This is a genomic window from Anaerobacillus sp. 63XJN7_5_ISO-PGPR-S23-430 (genome assembly GCF_056173695.1).
This window is the reverse complement of the sequence record NZ_CM149686.1, coordinates 287,677-305,733: the sequence shown is the minus strand read 5'-3', so window position 1 is coordinate 305,733 and position 18,057 is coordinate 287,677. Positions and strand designations below refer to the sequence as shown.

Annotated in this window: 12 protein-coding genes; all 12 read right to left on the bottom strand. The window is 34.9% G+C overall.

What is annotated here, in order from left to right; genetic code table 11:
• Positions 1-148: 148 nt before the first annotated feature.
• The gene (locus AC0VYJ_RS01735; RefSeq protein WP_475366366.1) at positions 149-976 is read right to left on the bottom strand and encodes a hypothetical protein; all 828 of its coding nucleotides are present in this window, start codon (positions 974-976) and stop codon (positions 149-151) included.
• An 85-nt stretch (positions 977-1,061) separates the two neighbouring features.
• Entirely contained in the window at positions 1,062-2,138 is a 1,077-nt protein-coding gene (locus AC0VYJ_RS01730) for a DUF3644 domain-containing protein (protein ID WP_475366365.1), read from the bottom strand.
• Positions 2,139-2,826: 688 nt separating this feature from the next.
• A complete protein-coding gene (locus AC0VYJ_RS01725; RefSeq protein ID WP_475366364.1) occupies positions 2,827-5,574 on the bottom strand; it encodes a DEAD/DEAH box helicase in 2,748 nt (915 codons plus the stop codon).
• 13 nt (positions 5,575-5,587) lie between these two features.
• Positions 5,588-6,112 (bottom strand): hypothetical protein, encoded by a 525-nt coding sequence (locus AC0VYJ_RS01720; protein WP_475366363.1) that lies wholly within the window; start codon positions 6,110-6,112, stop codon positions 5,588-5,590.
• 3 nt (positions 6,113-6,115) lie between these two features.
• Positions 6,116-9,481: a DUF1156 domain-containing protein gene (locus AC0VYJ_RS01715; protein ID WP_475366362.1), complete on the bottom strand. Its 3,366-nt coding sequence runs from the start codon at positions 9,479-9,481 to the stop codon at positions 6,116-6,118.
• A gap of 20 nt (positions 9,482-9,501) precedes the next feature.
• Entirely contained in the window at positions 9,502-10,491 is a 990-nt protein-coding gene (locus tag AC0VYJ_RS01710; protein ID WP_475366361.1) for a hypothetical protein, read from the bottom strand.
• Entirely contained in the window at positions 10,491-13,172 is a 2,682-nt protein-coding gene (locus AC0VYJ_RS01705; protein ID WP_475366360.1) for a DUF499 domain-containing protein, read from the bottom strand. Before AC0VYJ_RS01705 ends, AC0VYJ_RS01710 begins: the two co-directional genes overlap by 1 nt.
• Before the next feature lie 1,087 nt (positions 13,173-14,259).
• On the bottom strand, positions 14,260-15,726 hold the full coding sequence (locus AC0VYJ_RS01700) for an ImmA/IrrE family metallo-endopeptidase (protein ID WP_475366359.1): 1,467 nt from the start codon (positions 15,724-15,726) through the stop codon (positions 14,260-14,262).
• The gene (locus tag AC0VYJ_RS01695; RefSeq protein WP_475366358.1) at positions 15,713-15,994 is read right to left on the bottom strand and encodes a hypothetical protein; all 282 of its coding nucleotides are present in this window, start codon (positions 15,992-15,994) and stop codon (positions 15,713-15,715) included. Before AC0VYJ_RS01695 ends, AC0VYJ_RS01700 begins: the two co-directional genes overlap by 14 nt.
• A 67-nt stretch (positions 15,995-16,061) precedes the next feature.
• On the bottom strand, positions 16,062-16,469 hold the full coding sequence (locus AC0VYJ_RS01690) for a hypothetical protein (RefSeq protein ID WP_475366357.1): 408 nt from the start codon (positions 16,467-16,469) through the stop codon (positions 16,062-16,064).
• 10 nt (positions 16,470-16,479) lie between these two features.
• The gene (mobP2, locus tag AC0VYJ_RS01685) at positions 16,480-17,655 is read right to left on the bottom strand and encodes a MobP2 family relaxase (RefSeq protein WP_475366356.1); all 1,176 of its coding nucleotides are present in this window, start codon (positions 17,653-17,655) and stop codon (positions 16,480-16,482) included.
• A complete protein-coding gene (locus AC0VYJ_RS01680; RefSeq protein WP_475366355.1) occupies positions 17,652-17,909 on the bottom strand; it encodes a hypothetical protein in 258 nt (85 codons plus the stop codon). Before AC0VYJ_RS01680 ends, mobP2 begins: the two co-directional genes overlap by 4 nt.
• Between the last annotated feature and the right edge of the window lie 148 nt (positions 17,910-18,057).

Here is an 18,057-nt window from a genome sequence, read left to right as displayed (position 1 = left end):
GGAATAGATAGATAACCCCTTCTTGGCCATTTTCAAAATGATACTAAAAACTAAAACATTAAATCCCTTATTCGGCAACCATTTTTGAAAATCATTTGACCTACTAGTTAAATACCATTTTATTATCCTCAATATAATAATGCGCCCTTCACTTTGGGCTCCATCCTATTTTATATAGAGAAACCAAATCCTCTATTAGTTTCTGAGTGGATATGTAGTTCTTTAATTGCAAGAAAAGCAAAGGTGCTTTTTTATAGCGATTATGTAGACTTTGAAGCTCATTTAAGTATTTTATTTCTTCATTGTATATATTCAGACGTGCTTTCACTCTATTTTGATCTTTAAAATCATTTATTAAATTTTCCTCAAATATTCTTAAATATACAGTATTAAACTTAATAGAGTTTTCTTCCCCATATTCTACCAACTCTAAATTCATCTTCTTTAATAATGTTTTTAAATTTTCTTTTTTGGATTTAACTTTTCCTAAATTCTCTTCTTTAATAGGATCTCTTTCATATGTAGTAACTTTACCGCATATATATGGAGCTCCTATTATTTTTGCAAAAAGAGTTCTATGACTTCCCCCACTGCTCGTATAATATTCATCTACATCTTTATAATAGCTAAACCTTAAGTTATCGCCTGAAAATTGATTTTCATTAAAAGAAGTTTTAAAATTCTCTAAATTCGATTTGGTTATTTTCGACATAAAGCTCTCTACGGTTTCGTGTCGGAAGTTACATTGTGATGTATAAATAAAGTTATGCATCCATGTATATCCAGTAATTCCTCTTCCGGTTGAAATGCCTTTAATTTTACTTACAGAGAACTTAATTTTTTCTTCTTCCCCGCTCTTTGAATATGTATTATATAGATCATCTTCAGACTTCATAACTTCTGACTCTAAAAATGCAATGTGATATTTAGGAACCCCAGATTCATACAATATATGTTTAATTTGTTCACCCTTCATTATTATCCTCCATTTTCTAATAACCCTAATACTTTAATATTCTATTTTAGGTGGACATCTGAGATAAACTTTTAACTCTCATCTTTTACTCAAAATTACTTATATCTAGTTTACTTTTACTCTTATAATGCATTTTCCACGTTTCTTTTTCCATTTTCCCAGTAGCAATTAATTGCGTAAGGAATTCAACCCATGAATCTTGATATACATAATCACCATGAACTTCATCATAATGGCAATATAAAGTATTAGTATCGAATTCATCTCTATCACTATGTTTTGTCGGTCTTACCGAGAAAATATCATAAAGACACATATGATCATATTGATTAAAAATAGTGTTTGCTGCTTCACTAACCCTATTTACTACATCGCTTGGTTTAAGCCTACCAGGATTAATAACATCTTTTTTTACTACCTTGTCTTTTACTATTGCTACCAGTTGTTCATAGTTAGTTTTATCTTCATCGGATAAGTTATTCCAATTAACAAACTCCACAGACAAATCATTTCTGTTGGTATTAGAAATTTTAGGTACTTGTATTAGTTTTATACTAAATTCTTGTGAATTATATACTTCTTCATCTAATAAATTTCTGTAGTTTTCAATATACTCTTTTAAATCATTTACCTCTTTAGATAATAGTTTTCTATTTGATTGGCGTTGTTCTTCTGTCCTGAAGCTTGAAAATTGCAATGAAAAAGCCAGACTTTCATTGAGAGCGTACTTCTCCCCAAAAAAATGCATTAATGTATTTTCATAGTTGTAAAGTAAGGACTGACATTCTCCGAAAATGAGAATACCTATCTGATCTTTTTCAACATGCCTATGTTCTATTTTGTTACGCAAGCCTATAAAAAATGTTAAGTTATCTTTAATTGCATTATCTAGACCATCATATTTATTAATACATGTTTTTAATTCCCAAGCTTTTTTCTCACCATCTACTCTTATATACTTATTTCCATTTTTGTAATAATATTTATCCCCAATATTATGATTAAAGTATGCATGGAACAAACGGGTCCACGCCATTACCATTAAAGTAATATAATTCTCAACTCTAAAAAGTGCTCTAGGCTTATTGTAAACTTCTACTGCTAGTAATGCAGACTCAATAGAGCTCTCTAATAATGTCTTAGTTTTCCCTTGTCGTAACAACTAAACTCATCCTTTTCTTTAAGGGGGATTATTTAATAGATGACAAATCTTAACCATTAAAAAGTGGGCCATTGGAATAAATTACTTTTTTGGATTTCTCCACACTTTCATATTAACATATTTAGGAATTAGTATATTACGAAAAAATTTAAATAATAGAATTCATCGTTCATTAATTTTTTTCATTTACTAATCTTTAACACATTATCACTATTTAAAAAAAAGAAAAAACCCTTCTTGCATCCGCAAGGGGGTTCCATAGATGGAGCATACCAGGCTTAAACCGCTGACCTCTACAGTGCCAGTCACGATTTCTTAGTTTTATAGTTAATGATAAAGGATAAATAAGACTGGTTTAATTGAGTTTTTTAAAATAAGTATATGATTCATAATGATTTAGAAAAGTAGTTGTTGACGAATTTAGTCAACAATTCGTCAACAACTTAAATTCAACCTAGTTCTACGAATATCATCTTGCATAGTTAGGAAGTTTGAGTGGAAATCTCGCACATTCCTTGAGCAACATAAATATTTAAGAATGTAAGATAAAGTACCTTTATTATCTGTGATAAAACTTACTTGGTTAACTTTAGCAATATAAGATATCAATACTTCTGAACAATATTCAGGTAAAATCTAGACATAAATAGAATGTCAATCATTTTAGAAAGACATATTCAATAGTTTTTTAAGTGATCTCAATCCATCCAATCAACTTTGTTCTATAATCACTATTTTCAATTATCAATCCACGATGAAGTAATTCTCTTTGTAACATTGGTTCAATGATACTTTTTAAAAGCTGCTCCTTATTCTCATGTGTTTGTCCACATTCATCTGGTGGTAAGTTAAAGATCTCATCTAGTTGTTTTTCCCAGCTCGGGACACGTTCACCTTCATAATTTACAGCTAAAGGAATGAGGTAGGTTTTCACTTCTCTTTTTTCACCCTGAGTCTCAATATACCATATAGATAAGATTCCCGATCTCTCTCCATTTGATTTAACTCTTATACCAATTTCCTTAGGGCTAAAAGTTAAATATTGGTTTAAGTACTCCTCTATAATTTGATTATCAAGCCCTAATAAAAAAATCTCATCATTTTTTATTGATTCTTCTCTGCACGAAGTAAATGTGCCTTTAAAATTTCTAGTACAAATTTCAAACCCGTTATCTTTGATAGTTTTAAAGGTTCCGCCGTCTAATACAACTGCCTCTTTTACAAACTTTTCAATTTGATCCAATCCACTTTGGAGATTCGAAAATGGTTTATAGTCATCTAAGCTAAAATCATCAAGATCTTGGAACAACTCAAATACTGCCTTTCTCGCTTCTGTTGCATTAATCATGGCTTGTTCTAATTCAAATTTAGTTCTTATTAATGATGGATCATCCAAAGCGTTCATATATAACTTTTCATAATTTAAACGCTCTGACAATTGTCCTAAAATTTGTGATTGGAGATCTTCCGCAACATTTCCAAATTCATCTACTTTACCTAAGGTTCGTGCAATTTGTTGTAACTTTTCTTCTAAGAGTAAATATATTTTACCCTCTATTGTATCGGATAATACCAGATTATAAACTTGGGCAGTGTACTTTTGACCATATCGGTGTATACGTCCAATTCTTTGCTCTAGATCCATTGGGTTCCAGGGAAGATCAAAGTTAAACAAAACCCTAGCAAATTGTAGATTAATTCCTTCTCTTCCTGCTGCAGTCGAAATTAAGATTTTCGGGCCATCAGATCTTTGAAATCGTCTTTGTGCAGCAACTTTAGCTCCATGGTCTCCACCTTTTAAAATTGTTACACCTTGACCAGGATAAAACCTCTCTATTTCTATATTTAGCATTTCAACCGTGCCTAGATAGGTTGCAAATATAACTATTTTTTCTTCTGGATTAGCTCGCCACAGTGTACCTAATGCATTAAGTAACTTGTGAACCTTAGTTTCTTTATGTTTTGGCAATTTAGAAAGAACATGTAAAATACGCTTTCTTTCTTCAGGCAAAGCTACATCAACTGATCCTACCGCTGCCTCTTCCGCAAGAAACATCTCAATTTCGTTGGTCTCTAAGCTTGCAGCAGTTTGGAGTTTTTCCTCATCAATTTTCCTTAAAATTTTACGCTTATAATCAGCTAATATATGGTCTACCTCAATATTACCTTTTTGGTCATGCTGTAGTTGATACTCTTCACGAATTATTTTCTTTGCTTCTTTAAATGCTTCTTCTCTCGCTTCGATCTTAAGGTTTGAATCATGCACAATGCCTTCTTGAATCGTTAATGCTAATAATCGTCTTCTTAAAGTTCGATTTACAGCGGCGAAACTAGAAGCAGCTATTTTTTGAAAAATAGTCATTACAAATCCCAATGCTCTTCCTTTTCCACCTTGCCGTTTTGCTAATGCAAACCCATCTGTTATATAATCTTTTAACGCATTATAAAAATCAACTTCTTCTTCTGACATTACAAATGATTCAGTATGTACTAACCTCCTAGCAAATAAGGTAGAACCATCAGGCCTACACGCATCAGCTTTAGTTCGACGATATACAATTTCATTTAAGCGATGACGATTTTCAATCATTTCGTCAATATCATTAAAAAGTGTTGGATTTAAAAGTTGAGCCATCATCCAAAAACGGAAATTATCACCTTGATGTGGAGTAGCAGAGAGTAGTAAAATATCTCTTGTTAAATCCTTTAGTGTCTCAGCCAACTTGTAATTTTCAGTCTTTTTCACTTTACCACCATTCTTGTATGCACTTAAATGATGAGCCTCATCAAAAACTACTAAATCCCATAGAGGAGCTTCTTTCAACTTTTTAATTCTAGATTTTCTCTTTAGTGTATCAATACTCGCTATTAGTCGATCATGTTTTTCGAAAGCATTTGATCTTCTATCAGTTACATCTCCTTCACTTCCGAATACTTCAAAATCCAAATTGAATACTTTATTAAGTTCATCATGCCAATTATTAACTAGTCCAGCAGGAACAACTATCAGGGCTCTTGTAAGTTCTCCTCTGCTTGCTAATTCTCGTAAGATTAGAGCTGTTTCAATTGTTTTACCTAAACCAACTTCATCAGCTATTAGAAATCTTCTAGGAGAAGCAGTTGAAACATTATGCGTGAGAACAACTTGATGAGGTAATAAATCAATTTTGGCAGATGTCAAAGCAGCAGCACTTTCCACTAATGGTAGATTGTGTGCTTGATAGACTAGCCACGCTCTTTTATTGCGTTCCTCACCCGTAGTAGTATTTTGTATAATTTGTTCAGAACGACTCAAAATTGCGTTAATTGAAGAAATTGGTACTTGTCTTTCTCCACTACTAAAAAATACTTTAATAAACCCTTCAGATGACTTAGATATTATTATCCCTTCACCATACTCTATATGAGAAACACGTTGTCCAGAATGGTAATCCATTATTTCACCAACTTTATGAAATCCTAGGGTGATAAATACCTATACACCCATTATCAGCTATATCTGAGACACTAGAATTGCTAGCCAATAATTTTGCATCAGTAGCCGCACCATTCCACAAACAACGACTAAGTGGAATTTCTCTTCCTTTATTACTCCCACTACACTTCCAATAATAAATACTGTCAGTCATATTGTATTTCAACCGCAATTGACCATCAGATAGCCAAAAAACTAATCCGCATTGGCCTTCATACTCCTGTTGAAAAGACAATAAAGAAGCATATAAAACTTCTTCTAACCATTCAATTACTTTTGAAGGTTCCATAGCATCTAAGATAGTTTCTAAACCTGCTACAACCATAGTATTTCCACCTGCAGATAGCAGTTCGTCTGGCCAACCATCTTTATAAAACTGGAGATACTCTCTAACACTACAAACATCATCTGCATTACTTATTGAGCTTAGAGCGGATGCATCCCAGAGTAGCGATATGCCACTCCGAGTCCACCTATCAGTATAAATTACTGAAGACAATCCTCATTCCTCCTCCATATCAAAAAGAGCTAATTGATCATATTTCAACTTCGGATTGCGAGATTCCCAAGATGTATATATTTGGTAAGCTTTCAAAGCAGCCATTTTCATTTCTGAAGAATCACCATTATGTGTAAACCAATTTATTAATGGAGCAACTGCAGGATGCGGCTTGAAGTTTGGGTTATTTAAAGTTTCATTAACATTTATTCCACTTTCTTCATAGGAAGCCCCAATTAAAAACATAGCTTGTTCATAATCATGAGCCATACCTTTACGCGGCTTACCTTTCCATTCTTTTGCGATAGTCAAGGGTGGGGTCATGTGAAAAATACGATTTTTTTCTGTACACCAGTTTCGCGATATAAAGTCAGAAGCCGCAACGCCAGTTCCTCTTAAATAATTCTGCATCTCATTTCGAGGGATAGTACTTCTCTTATCAAATATTCTGAGAAACTGTCTAGTTAAACCTTCAGCTTCAACTGGAGGAGCTTCCGAATTCTTTTCGTATTCATCAGCAAGGAGTTGATTAATTGCAATTAGTGCTTCTTTTACTTTAAACTCCCGACCATCTTCAATATATACTTGTCCATAGTGCTTGGAAAAATATTCGAGTGCCTTCCCTCTTTTGATAACTTGCAGATCAGATTCAGGTAAGCCTGCTTCTGAATGGTTAGTCATAAGGTTTTGCAAATGACGAATATCTCGTATCACTTGCCTTCTCATCCTAGCCCAACTTACACGTTTAGGACTCTCAACTCTTTTGCGGCAAACATGAATTATGTCATACTCTATTTTTCTAGAACCGAATTGTCCGGCTTCTCCTTTAGTCTCATCACTACGAATAGGGTATGCTGCCTCCAAATAAAACCCTGCATCAAATAAACTTTCTAATACAGCTATCCATGGCTCATCCTCACTGTGGTGAAAGGTAAATGCTAGCGTGCCTCCAGGCTTCATTACTCGATAGGCTTCCTTCCAACATTCCGTTAAAAGCCGTTGGTAAAAATCGTCAGGATCTTCAGGGTGACGTGCTCGATTGGATACTGCCTCAAGTGCTTTCAGTGTATATTCTGTTGAAAATTCTTTAGGATATTTGTCCTTCAATGCTAATCTTAGCCAAACATAGAAGAAATCAGCTAACTCGGCGTATTGAACGTTATCTCCAAAAGGAGGATCTGTTATAACCAAATCAATTTCCCCATCAGTTATAGAATTAAGGTTTGTAGAAGATTCACATATTAATTTTGAATTATTTCTTACTGGGTCATTTGTAGATACTTTAAATCCTTTTGTAGAAATGGAATCATATAATTCTTTGGAGACTTCTTTTAGATATTCTTTGGAGACAATTTCATGGGGGTTCTCTTTCCACTTCAATCCTTTAATCATATTCCCATATGCTGAGCTCCAGTTTCCTCTTCCAAGGTTAGAAAATACACTATTTTCTACTATATTCATTTTAGGATAATAATTATTGTTGCTAAAATGGGGCTCTAACTTATCAGCTTTAGAATTCCAAATACAGAACATGTTTTGATTTCTTAAATACTGTTGGAAAGCACTTAATAAAACTTCTCTAGACTCCCAGGAAAAACCTTCTGTGTTAGATATCGTTTTTAACAATTGACTTAAAACAAGAAGTTGGCGATCGTTAAACATTTTCCACCAGTGTGTATAACCATGGTTAGGTAAATTATCTCTTTGATGTGTTTGATGACTATACGTTATTTCACTCTCAGGCCAATACCCTTTTAAATCCTCATTTTTCCTTGAATCCCATTCTAAAACAGACTCATTGTATTTTTTTACATCTTTAGCATTAATGAAGTATCTTCCATTATAAAGTTTTTTTTCATTCGCACAATCTGGACAATAACAATGATAAGCATATATCGAAACAGGAGCATCTTTTTTAAGTGAGGCTAAGCTTTTAGAAAGTACCTGTTGAGTACCACATGAACCGCAATTATATTTACCTCTACCTTTATTGGTACCAGCTTCTTCATTTGTTTTAAATTTAACTCCTGTATCCGGACACGTAATTTCATTAGGTAACTTTCCACGAACTTCAATTAATTTTAACTTATTAGCTCTTTCGTTATTCCATAATACTGTACTCCATGCGTCATCATCAGAACTTCCTCCCAAACGCTCACCATCTTCAGTAACGCTCGGAGACCCTTTCAACCACTCAGGATGTACGAGTAATGTTAATGTTACTTTTTTCTTCATATATTTCTGGTCTTTTAAATTAATAGAGGAGTGTATGTGTTGACATTCAGGGCATTTAAATTTTGATTCCTGCCCCAATATTACATAATCGGTTTCACTATCTGCTACTACCAAAGGTTCACTTGGCGCAATTCGAGCTTCTTTTTCCTCAATATCAAAGTTATGGTTACACTCTTCACATTTATAGTTAGACCATGTCTTTACACTTATATTCTTTTCTGTAATTACCGGGGTCGTCATAATAGGAGTTCTATGTCCGCAACCAGTTACTTGGCATGGACCATGTTTTGCCCAAAACGTATAAATTATTTCAGGTCCCCAATAACGAAAGTATGATCTCTCTTCTTGTGATGTTTCTAATTCATTGAAGCCATCTTCCATGATTTCAAATTCGTACCCTTGTCTTTTGTACCAGTTGGACCACCCTTCAAAAGTTGAAATTTCATCATTGAATTCCTTTATTTCTTGCTCATTGGGTTCAGTTAAAGTTGAATAATCAAAGAAAGGAGAGATTGGTACGTTAGGTATGTTAAACTTTAGCCATTTCCCTTTATGCCCTCGAGGGCATCCACCAGAAAAATATGGTGCAATCTGTGGTTTCACTTCTTCTTCAACTTTTTTTATAAGTTCTTCTACTTCAACTAAATTAACAGTAGCCATTTCATTTTTTACGCCTAACCATGCAACTGGGTTTAAATCATTTCCGTACATTTGCATTCCTAAACGAGACCCTTCTACTATAGTGGTACCTCCGCCCATGAATATGTCTGCAACTTTTAATTCTTCTAACCTTTTATTAGATTGGTGATCTGCATAATAAGCATCCCAAGCATTTTTCGCAGCATCCATTGGGTCTTCAGGAGCCTTCATTGCTGCGGATAATAATATAGAACGAAACACACTTGACCTCCGCCTAGCCCACCACTTAGACATCTGGTATATAGGTTTTCCGGCATTTCCTTCAATAGTTGCTATTTGATTTACATTTAATATTGGAAAATCAACTTCTAAAGCAGTTTTTGAACGATTGACATCTCCAAAATCAACCGTTTCTATTGAACTTTTATCTCCGGCATTTACTGTTTTAGAAACTTCTTCAGCGATGATTTCTTTTTTCGTTTTTCTATTACTCATGTTATTTCTCCCTTTTAGGTTCATCTATTTATTTCTATAAAAGGGACGGCTACCTCCATTAACGACAAACCTCCATGTGATAAAGTAGGATACCCTCCAGAACTTTTCCATTTCCTTCTACCAAGTACAAATCGATAAGAACCATAATTAGTTTGCAAGTGTAAATCTGTGGGAGGTACCCATGTATTTCCTTTATCTTCATGTTTTATATAGCGTCCACTTTTAAACATTTTTTTCAAATAATTACTTTGATCTTTACTGACAACATCAGAAAATAGACCAGATGCAGCATATCCGTGATCACTTGTGACAATAAGTTTTCGCCCAATAGTTAATCTTTCTATTAGTTCCCAAAAACCATCAGAGGTTAGATTATTCATAGAATCTCTCCCCATATCGCGTACACCTTTACCTGGACTAGATAAAGCATGTATTTTATCATCAGGCCAAGTATGCCATAAAAACCAGTTTGGTTCATTTTTGATCAGCAAGCTACAGTCCTTCCAAGGTAGATTGACACAATCAAACTTAGCATCCTTTATAACTGTTGAGGTAGCGCGATTATTTTCAAGAGAGGAACGTTGAGCAAACCCTAAACTCCTAGCAAAAAAAGTGGTTTCACTGGGTAATTCTGAACTAGTTACCTTAGACTGCATATCATATCCTCTTTTGATGCCTTCCTTTAACAATAAAGGAAGCTCTCTTAAAGATAATCCGTCTAGTATAAGTACTGCTTTACCATTTTTAGTATTATTCCAAAAATCAATTATATTAGTACTCGTTCTATCTGTCTCTGTTATAAATGATTTCCACAAGTCCCACGCTGAACCGGATAATAATGTATCAATATTTTCAACCATATTTTCACGCATTATTATCTGAGGTTCTATTTCCATATTATCACTATACGGTTTTGAAAATATCTCGTAAAGATTCTGATAGATATACTTCCAGGCACCTTCTCTCCCTTCAACTAAAGTATTCTGTAGCATTTTTGAGGATATCACCATTATTTTTCTTCCTCCTTATCAACACTTAAGCCATACTTTATTCCGTCAGGTAGAGATTTTAATAAGGTTTGGAGTTGTGCTCCCGTCAATTGTTCAATTTCAACAGAGATGTTCTTTACAGGTGTGGCAGTATTTATCCCCCATTGTTCCACCTTACCTATAAGGTTGAGATAAGAAGTTGGCTCACTTTTATAAGTTTTTATAGTACCGGATTTCGGATTATCAAATATATTTTCCCCAGGAAATGGGGAATTTTCATATTCAAAAGGATTTTTGGTGGATGTTGGATTATCTGTAGTATCGATAGATATAGGATTTTCATCTTTGTCATCTTGCAACCTTGCATTCGCAGTAGTTGCAACATTAGGTTTAAGAATATAGGTTTGATCAAGATGTTTCCCTGTACCAAGTTTTCCTTTCATCCTCTGCCAAGCTTCATCATATGTTTCATAAGCATTCACTCGTAATGTTTCTAAACCTCTATTATCAATTGCAATTTTTCCATTAGCGCACATACTAATAAGCCTTTCCTTTACTTCTGTTTCTCCTAACCAAGGGATACACTCTTCTCCAGAGGGGCGAGGTTCCTGTAGTTCTCGGATAAGCTTGCTAACTGGATCACTTTGTTCAGCAATAGTCATCACAAAATCATCAAAGTCTTCAGGGATAAAGATATGTTCCCTAATAACCTTTTCAATTGCTCCTGGAATTGCTGATCCTTTTGCCTGATGTGCATCAAAATGAAACTCACACTTTTTAGGTTCTTGAAAGTTCCAAGTATCTAAAATTGCAAAGCGTTCAAACAAAGCATTTATACGCTGTTGCAATTCCTTTCTATATTTCTTTTGTAATATTTGATATTCACTATTGTTTCCTTTCCATTCCCCGGCTTTTAAAATTACTCGAGCTAGAATAATTATTTCCTGATCTCTATACAAATTAGTAGTACCTGAACTTGGAAGTAAAAACCTAACCGTGTTCCGTTTTGCAGGTACATGCTTACTCAACCATTCACCTAGCTTTGACTCTATGTCATGTATCATTTGAGGAATAACAACAATTGGAATTCGGTTATCCCAGCGTGAAGGATGCTCATCTTCTTCAAGCTCACCCCAAGGATTATATTCCCAGTTGTTTTTCAAAACAATAATACGGTATTTATTACTTATATCTTCAGAACCACCAATTAAATAGCGAATTTCTTTTGCCAATTGATTAAAATCCGATCCATTTTGATAAAGTCGATCATTTCTAGCAAACGCTAAAAGTTTAGCATGAGGGTTTTCTTCTTCTCGAAAGACTAATTTGTTATCGACTTGATGAATATTAAAACTATTATTAACAATAGTGTTTAGCTCAAAAGTAAAAGAATTGTCGTCTATTGCTTTATCTTGAGTAATATCAACCTGAAGCGTTGAAGGCTCTGCGCCTGCCATTTTATCAATAGCCAATGAACGTAACCAAAGAGCACTAATTATTTGTGAAGCATGAACCGGTTTAGATTCTGCATATTTAACACCGTCTAATACAGCATCTAAATTTCTTTTTGCTTTTTCTCTCAATGTTTTGTGATACTCATTGGATACAGAGTCTAACAGAGCAGTAACCCCACCTTGATCATAATCAACTAAGAAGTTAGCAGCAGTAATAATATTTTTATTTTCATCATGATGTTTGTAAAGATTAGCCAAAATTTTAATAAGATCTCTTGTCTCTTGTGCATCAGTAGCAATTAAAACTTGGTCCTCCAATAACCTTAAAAGTTGAGGGGAGAATGGCCAAGCCTCAATAAATTTATTTATTTCGTTGGCTTTTTCTTCTTCAGGTATTTGATTTAACCTCACATACTCTTCTACATGCACATTAATTAATGAAAAAATATCCTTATTTGATGTATGTATTCTATTTTCAAATAAGCGATGCAAAAGCAAACGTTTTCGATCCCTTTTAGAATATTCACCCTTAAAATCAATCAGTACTGGATTATTTCTGTGTATTTGTTGATAAGCATCTGAATTACCATTTCGAACTGATACCACTAGTATTAATAACTCCGGATGGTTCTCAGCTACCTCTGATAATATTTGAATGAAGTTAAAAGCCCATTTTTTCCAAGGGTATTGTTTAGTGTTTGTCAGTCCGTCAAACCAAGTTTGGAATTCATCTAATATTATTGCAGTAGGTTGACGTTTGACCATTTCTAGTACTAGGTCATAACCAAGTATATCTGTTTGTTTGTTACCTTGCTCTTCCCACCTACCTCGTATATACTCACCATTTGGGTGACGTTCTAAGAGAAGATCCCACAAGAATTTATATTTTTGTCGTTGTAAACTTTCCGCTATTACAAACATATTGTGTCTGATTCTTATATTGGCAATCTCTGGCCTGTCCAACCGATCTGCCCACGATCTCAACCAATCTCTAGTAGTATCAGGATTAGTAAAGGTGTGGTAAAGAGCCCCCATTAGATGCGACTTACCTTGTCCCCGGGCTCCAATCATAACCACTGGCCTAGCTTGATCTGGTTCGACAGATTCAATGGTTTTTATTAAGTCATTGGATGGGTATGTAATATCAAGAAAATCAGACGCTTCTTGATTTACAACATTATTAAAATCAATCATAGTACCTTTTAGCCTTGTCTTTCTAAATTCTTCTCTTAATTTAAGTTCCAACATATTTTCCACTCCTATAAATTAACTATTTAATTAAAATCTATTTCAATACACCTAAGTAGTATCCAAGTAATGATGTTCAGATGAATATTAAAGTTCGAAATCATCTACACTTCCACCAAGTAATTCTGCGTTCACACCAATATAATCTAAAGTTTTTGAAGGAGAAGAATGCACCAATATAAGTTACAAAATACAAATATCTCTATATTTCTTTATAATGATGATACTCAAAAGTTTACCCTAAAGTATGAGTACCCATTGCAGAATATATCCCCACTTGTTCAGCTGCTACACGTATAATATTCCAACCTTGTACTCTACTTATAGGATATGGACCTTTTCGGGAAGGGAATAAATTGTCTGTGCTTGATTTAGATTAAATGTATTCTTTAATTTTCTTTTTCAAATGACTTTTTCAAATGATATGATATTTTAATCTTACGTGTTTTTTGTTCATTGTTCTGTTACTTCTAGATATACAGCATCTCTAACATCAGACACCTTCAATTTAACAAGCCGCTTATTCTAAGTCCTGATTTATACCAAATACAAACAGAAAATAATTTTTATATAATTGATTCAATAGTACTGCTTTAAATTCCTTAATAACACCTTTATCCAGAATAGGGGACACTTTATTTGCTACTTTTGAAATTGACAAAATAGTCCCCCTTTCCTAGTTAATTGTTAGATTAAATATAACAAAACAAACCAATTTGTTAAATACATTCCCAAAAGCCTTATTGCTTTTGGACTAATACATTATTTATAAATAGTCTCTTTTGACACCCTTTTTTCCAATACTCTTCCAGCCTTTCATTATGGTCAAATAATATCCCCCCGTACCTTATAACTTCCCGATCTGCTCCACCCATCTTTATTTGCTGCTTCCACTTAAACTACATCCCAGATGCGAAATTGATATATATCTCCCCTCTTTTCAAGGTCTATATACTTTGCGATCTAGAAAATCTACAAAATAATCTTTACTAGCAGCCTCAACTTGCTCCGCGCTACATGTTTAATTCAACCAGCATTTCCTCCTTTCTAAATTTAGTTATAAAAAATATAGGAAATAATTCCTTACCTACCTCTCATCCTCTACCCTTTCTTTTCCATATGATGAACCTCCCTTACTCTCCTTACCATTCTTCTTTTCAGCCGTGGCACTTTCTTTTTCCATATCTTTATTGAACTCTCGCTCCAACTTTCTTTCAATTTGAAATAGTCGTTGCTCTCCACGATCTGTTAATGGAAGCTCTTTCAATTCTTGAAGAGAGTCCTTTTTAAGTTGATACACCTCAACTTTACTAAGAGTATTTTGAAAAGCACGTATCTTTCTTAAGCGTTCTTGACAATCATTATTTTCTTCTTTATCTAATCCTTTTCCGACCATTGGTTCAAAATAGTTCGTGACCTCTCTTTTATAAGCATCTTTGAAATCTTGATGAGAATAATGCTTTTCAAATTTTTCTTCCTTATTAAAAGGCCTGCTCAATTGGCTCCGGTACATTTCCGAAAGCTTTTCTGTAGGTGCTCCCTCTCTTTCTTGTTTACACTCTTCCATTTTATGTTTTGATTCACTAAAACTCATAGTATTATCTCCTTCCTTTTCTTGGTCCATTGATTCTTCAATTGTCGTAATAAATTCTTTAGCTGTTAACTGAACTTCTTGTAGCAAACTTTCATGGTCTTTAAATTCATGCCCTTTTGTCCAGTTATGCAGATAACCTAACGAGTAGTCACTGGTATCAATATTGAAATAAGAAGCAACAGTATAAGCTGTCATTTCCGCCTGGAATTCTTTCTCAGGTGTTGTGTAGGCGTTGAAACTGTCCTTTGTATGGAGTTTGGCGTGTGTAAGCTCATGGAGTAAAGTCTTCGCATCCTGACGTTCCGAATTCCGAGGATTAAGAGCTACCTCTCCTCTTTCTGTATAACTAACTCCTTTGGCTGCCCCAAGCTCTTCATAAGGCTCTACAATACGAATCTTATTCTTTTCTGCAATCGCCTCCATTCCCTTCCTTAACTGACGGTAGTTATCAACTTCTCCATCGATCCACTTGTTCGGAAATATTTGAGGTAAATCCTTTTGCGTTGCGCTCGTTTGAGAAATATCAAATATGCTTCCTGTAGAAAAAACAAGACGACCATCTCGTTTATCGAGTTGGCCGTCTTTCACTAGTTGTTTCTCTTGTTTGGTTGCTTTTTTAAGAGGGATCCATTCCCCCTCTTTATTCTGAAATTGCTCTCCTAATCGATTGGGCACAAGTATTTTAATGCTTTTTTCTCCTTTATTCACTGGAAAGCCTTTTTCCTTCCAAAATGCATATGAACCAACAGCTTCAGCTCCTTGGAATTGAGATTCAATGAGTGCTGTATTTCGAGGAGAATAGCGATAAAACTTTCCCATGAAGTCCAAGTACTCTTTTAACTGCTCCGGTGAATGAAAATGATTTGATATACGTTCTTCCATTCCAGACGTGAGTTTTTCAATTTCCTCTTTGACTTGTTCAGGTGACTTTTGTTGATAAGATCGTTTACTCTTCGTCATGATCATCAGCTCCCTCACTGATATTCATGAGCTCTTCCATTTCTTCTTCATCATAGTGCTGATCAAAATTTAACACCAACTGCTGCGTGTTTTTATTAAAAGGAATAAGTAAGTTCTCATGATGCATTAAGTGGTAGACAACATCAGCTATCTCATCTTTGTTTAACACAAGCACATATTCCTGAGATCCTACTTCAATGACGAGTTCATTTCGATCACCAAAACCTTTAAATACACCCATCTCATAGTTTTGATTAGACAACAACATGAATCCAACTCCTCTCAATAGTTGAAGGCAATGAAAAACAAAATAAGATAAGTTGATAGTCCCTTTCCTATTCGGCACTAATTCTTTTTTGCCGTTGATGACTGATCCGCTCTTCAACAGCTTCCCTAGCATCTTTCATTGCCTGGCTTTCAAAAAGCTGTGTGGTGACACAGCTTTCCAAGTTTTGATCCATCGCAAATCCATTCATCAATTCGAGAAGCACTTGCGTATTTTTGTTAGTGCTGTTTGCTGCTAAGTGTAACCGTTTCATCTCTCCAGAAAAGACCTCTTGAAAACGATTCGTCATCAAACTCATCACATATTCTAGCGAATGATCCTTCGCCTGTTGTTCTTCCCATTCCGCAATCATACGGTCCAACGCTTCACCGGGGTATCGAATATGATGTTGCTCCTGATATTCGTTTATTAAATCAATCGTTTCTTCATGTAGTGTAAGATTTTGGCGTTTCCGCATCATTTCCAACCTACCTTTCTCGTTCAATTTCACGTTCCAATTTCTGATGATCCAGATCGTTGATAAATTGGTCATAGGTCTGATCCATTGAGCGTTGAATTCTTCTCAACGACCTTTGTAATTGAAAACCAGGATGCATAGAGCGAATGGAAGGATGAGAGGCAGAAGTAGAGTGTGATTCTTGCTTTGAATTCGGTTGCCGGTCATAAAGTTTCATTTCTTGAAGAAAAGCATTCCCCATCCTTTTATAGAGATCGTCAAGCTTGTTCTGTTTATAATGCTGATATCTCTTTTTGTCTTTCTCCCCATCTCCATAAGCACGCTTTAACACCTCGACTTCTTGATCAAGTTTCTGATGCAAATGCTTCATATCTTCTTTATGAAATTTGTTTAAATAACTGGTGGTAAGATCATCCATTTTCCCACGAATCGGATTGAGTGTTTGATAGCCATATTGCCACTGTCTCTTATCATTGGGTAACTGATGATAGATTTCCAAGAATAACGGTTTAAATTCACGATTTTTCCATTTCAAGCTGCTCATTTCTTTTTTGGAATGAACCATATGATCTCGAATTAGAAAATTTATTTGATTCCGCTCTTGATCTCGATCGAGCAATCCGTTGACCACTTCACTCTTCATCGCATCTAACGTTTTCGGCTTGCGTTTGCCTCGCTCACGCGTGGGATTTGGTTCTACCGTTGCAACATGGATATGAATGTTATCGGTGTTATAATGGATGGCTGCGGACCAGATTGCGCTTTCTTGTAGTCTTTCTTTTTTCAACATGGTCTGCATCGATTTCCTGGTAACTTGCTTCAACCGATTCTCATCAAGAGTATGTGATTGGTCATCGTATACGCCTTGTTGTCGAAGCCACTCATTATCAAACGTAATAACATCCTGCCACATGAGGCTATTATTTTCTTGGGCTTGTCTAAATAATGATTTAATACCACTTTTTCCTTCCTTTGATAGATGATCTGATTGTTGGGTGAACAGAGCTGAGGTTTTGTCTGGGTCATCCATATAATCGTTATATAAATTGAAAACAGACAGGTGGATTTCTCCTTTTCCTTTGGCTTCTTCCCGATCCACATACTGAACGTAATCCTGGAATCCCTTTTGATTCGCAGTCACAAATTTTGTTTTTAAAACCACACCAGGTGGGACCGTTTCACTCATGTTTTTTCACCTGATTCTTCAAAATGTAAAATGTCATACATATCTCGTATCGCTGTGTAACAATGTGTCATCGTTTGAATGTTTCGATCAACCAATTGGTTTAACCGTTTTTCTCGTTCGTTCTCTTCACGAAAGACGGCTAATTGATGTAATTGTGTGTGTAAAAACTCTTGCCTACTCATTCCTTTTTCCTTGGCAAGTTCATCAATTCTTTGAACCATTCTAGGGTCCATATACCGAATCCGAATTTCCATTGAACACCCTCCAATTGATATAGTCTGTAAACCAATGCTTAGATAGAAAAGAGCATAAGGGGTTTTTGTTCCCACTTGGTGTGGGAATCCCGGCAGAGCCGGGCAAAACGATGGGAACAAGAAAACCGCCAGATGTGTCTTCAATGTG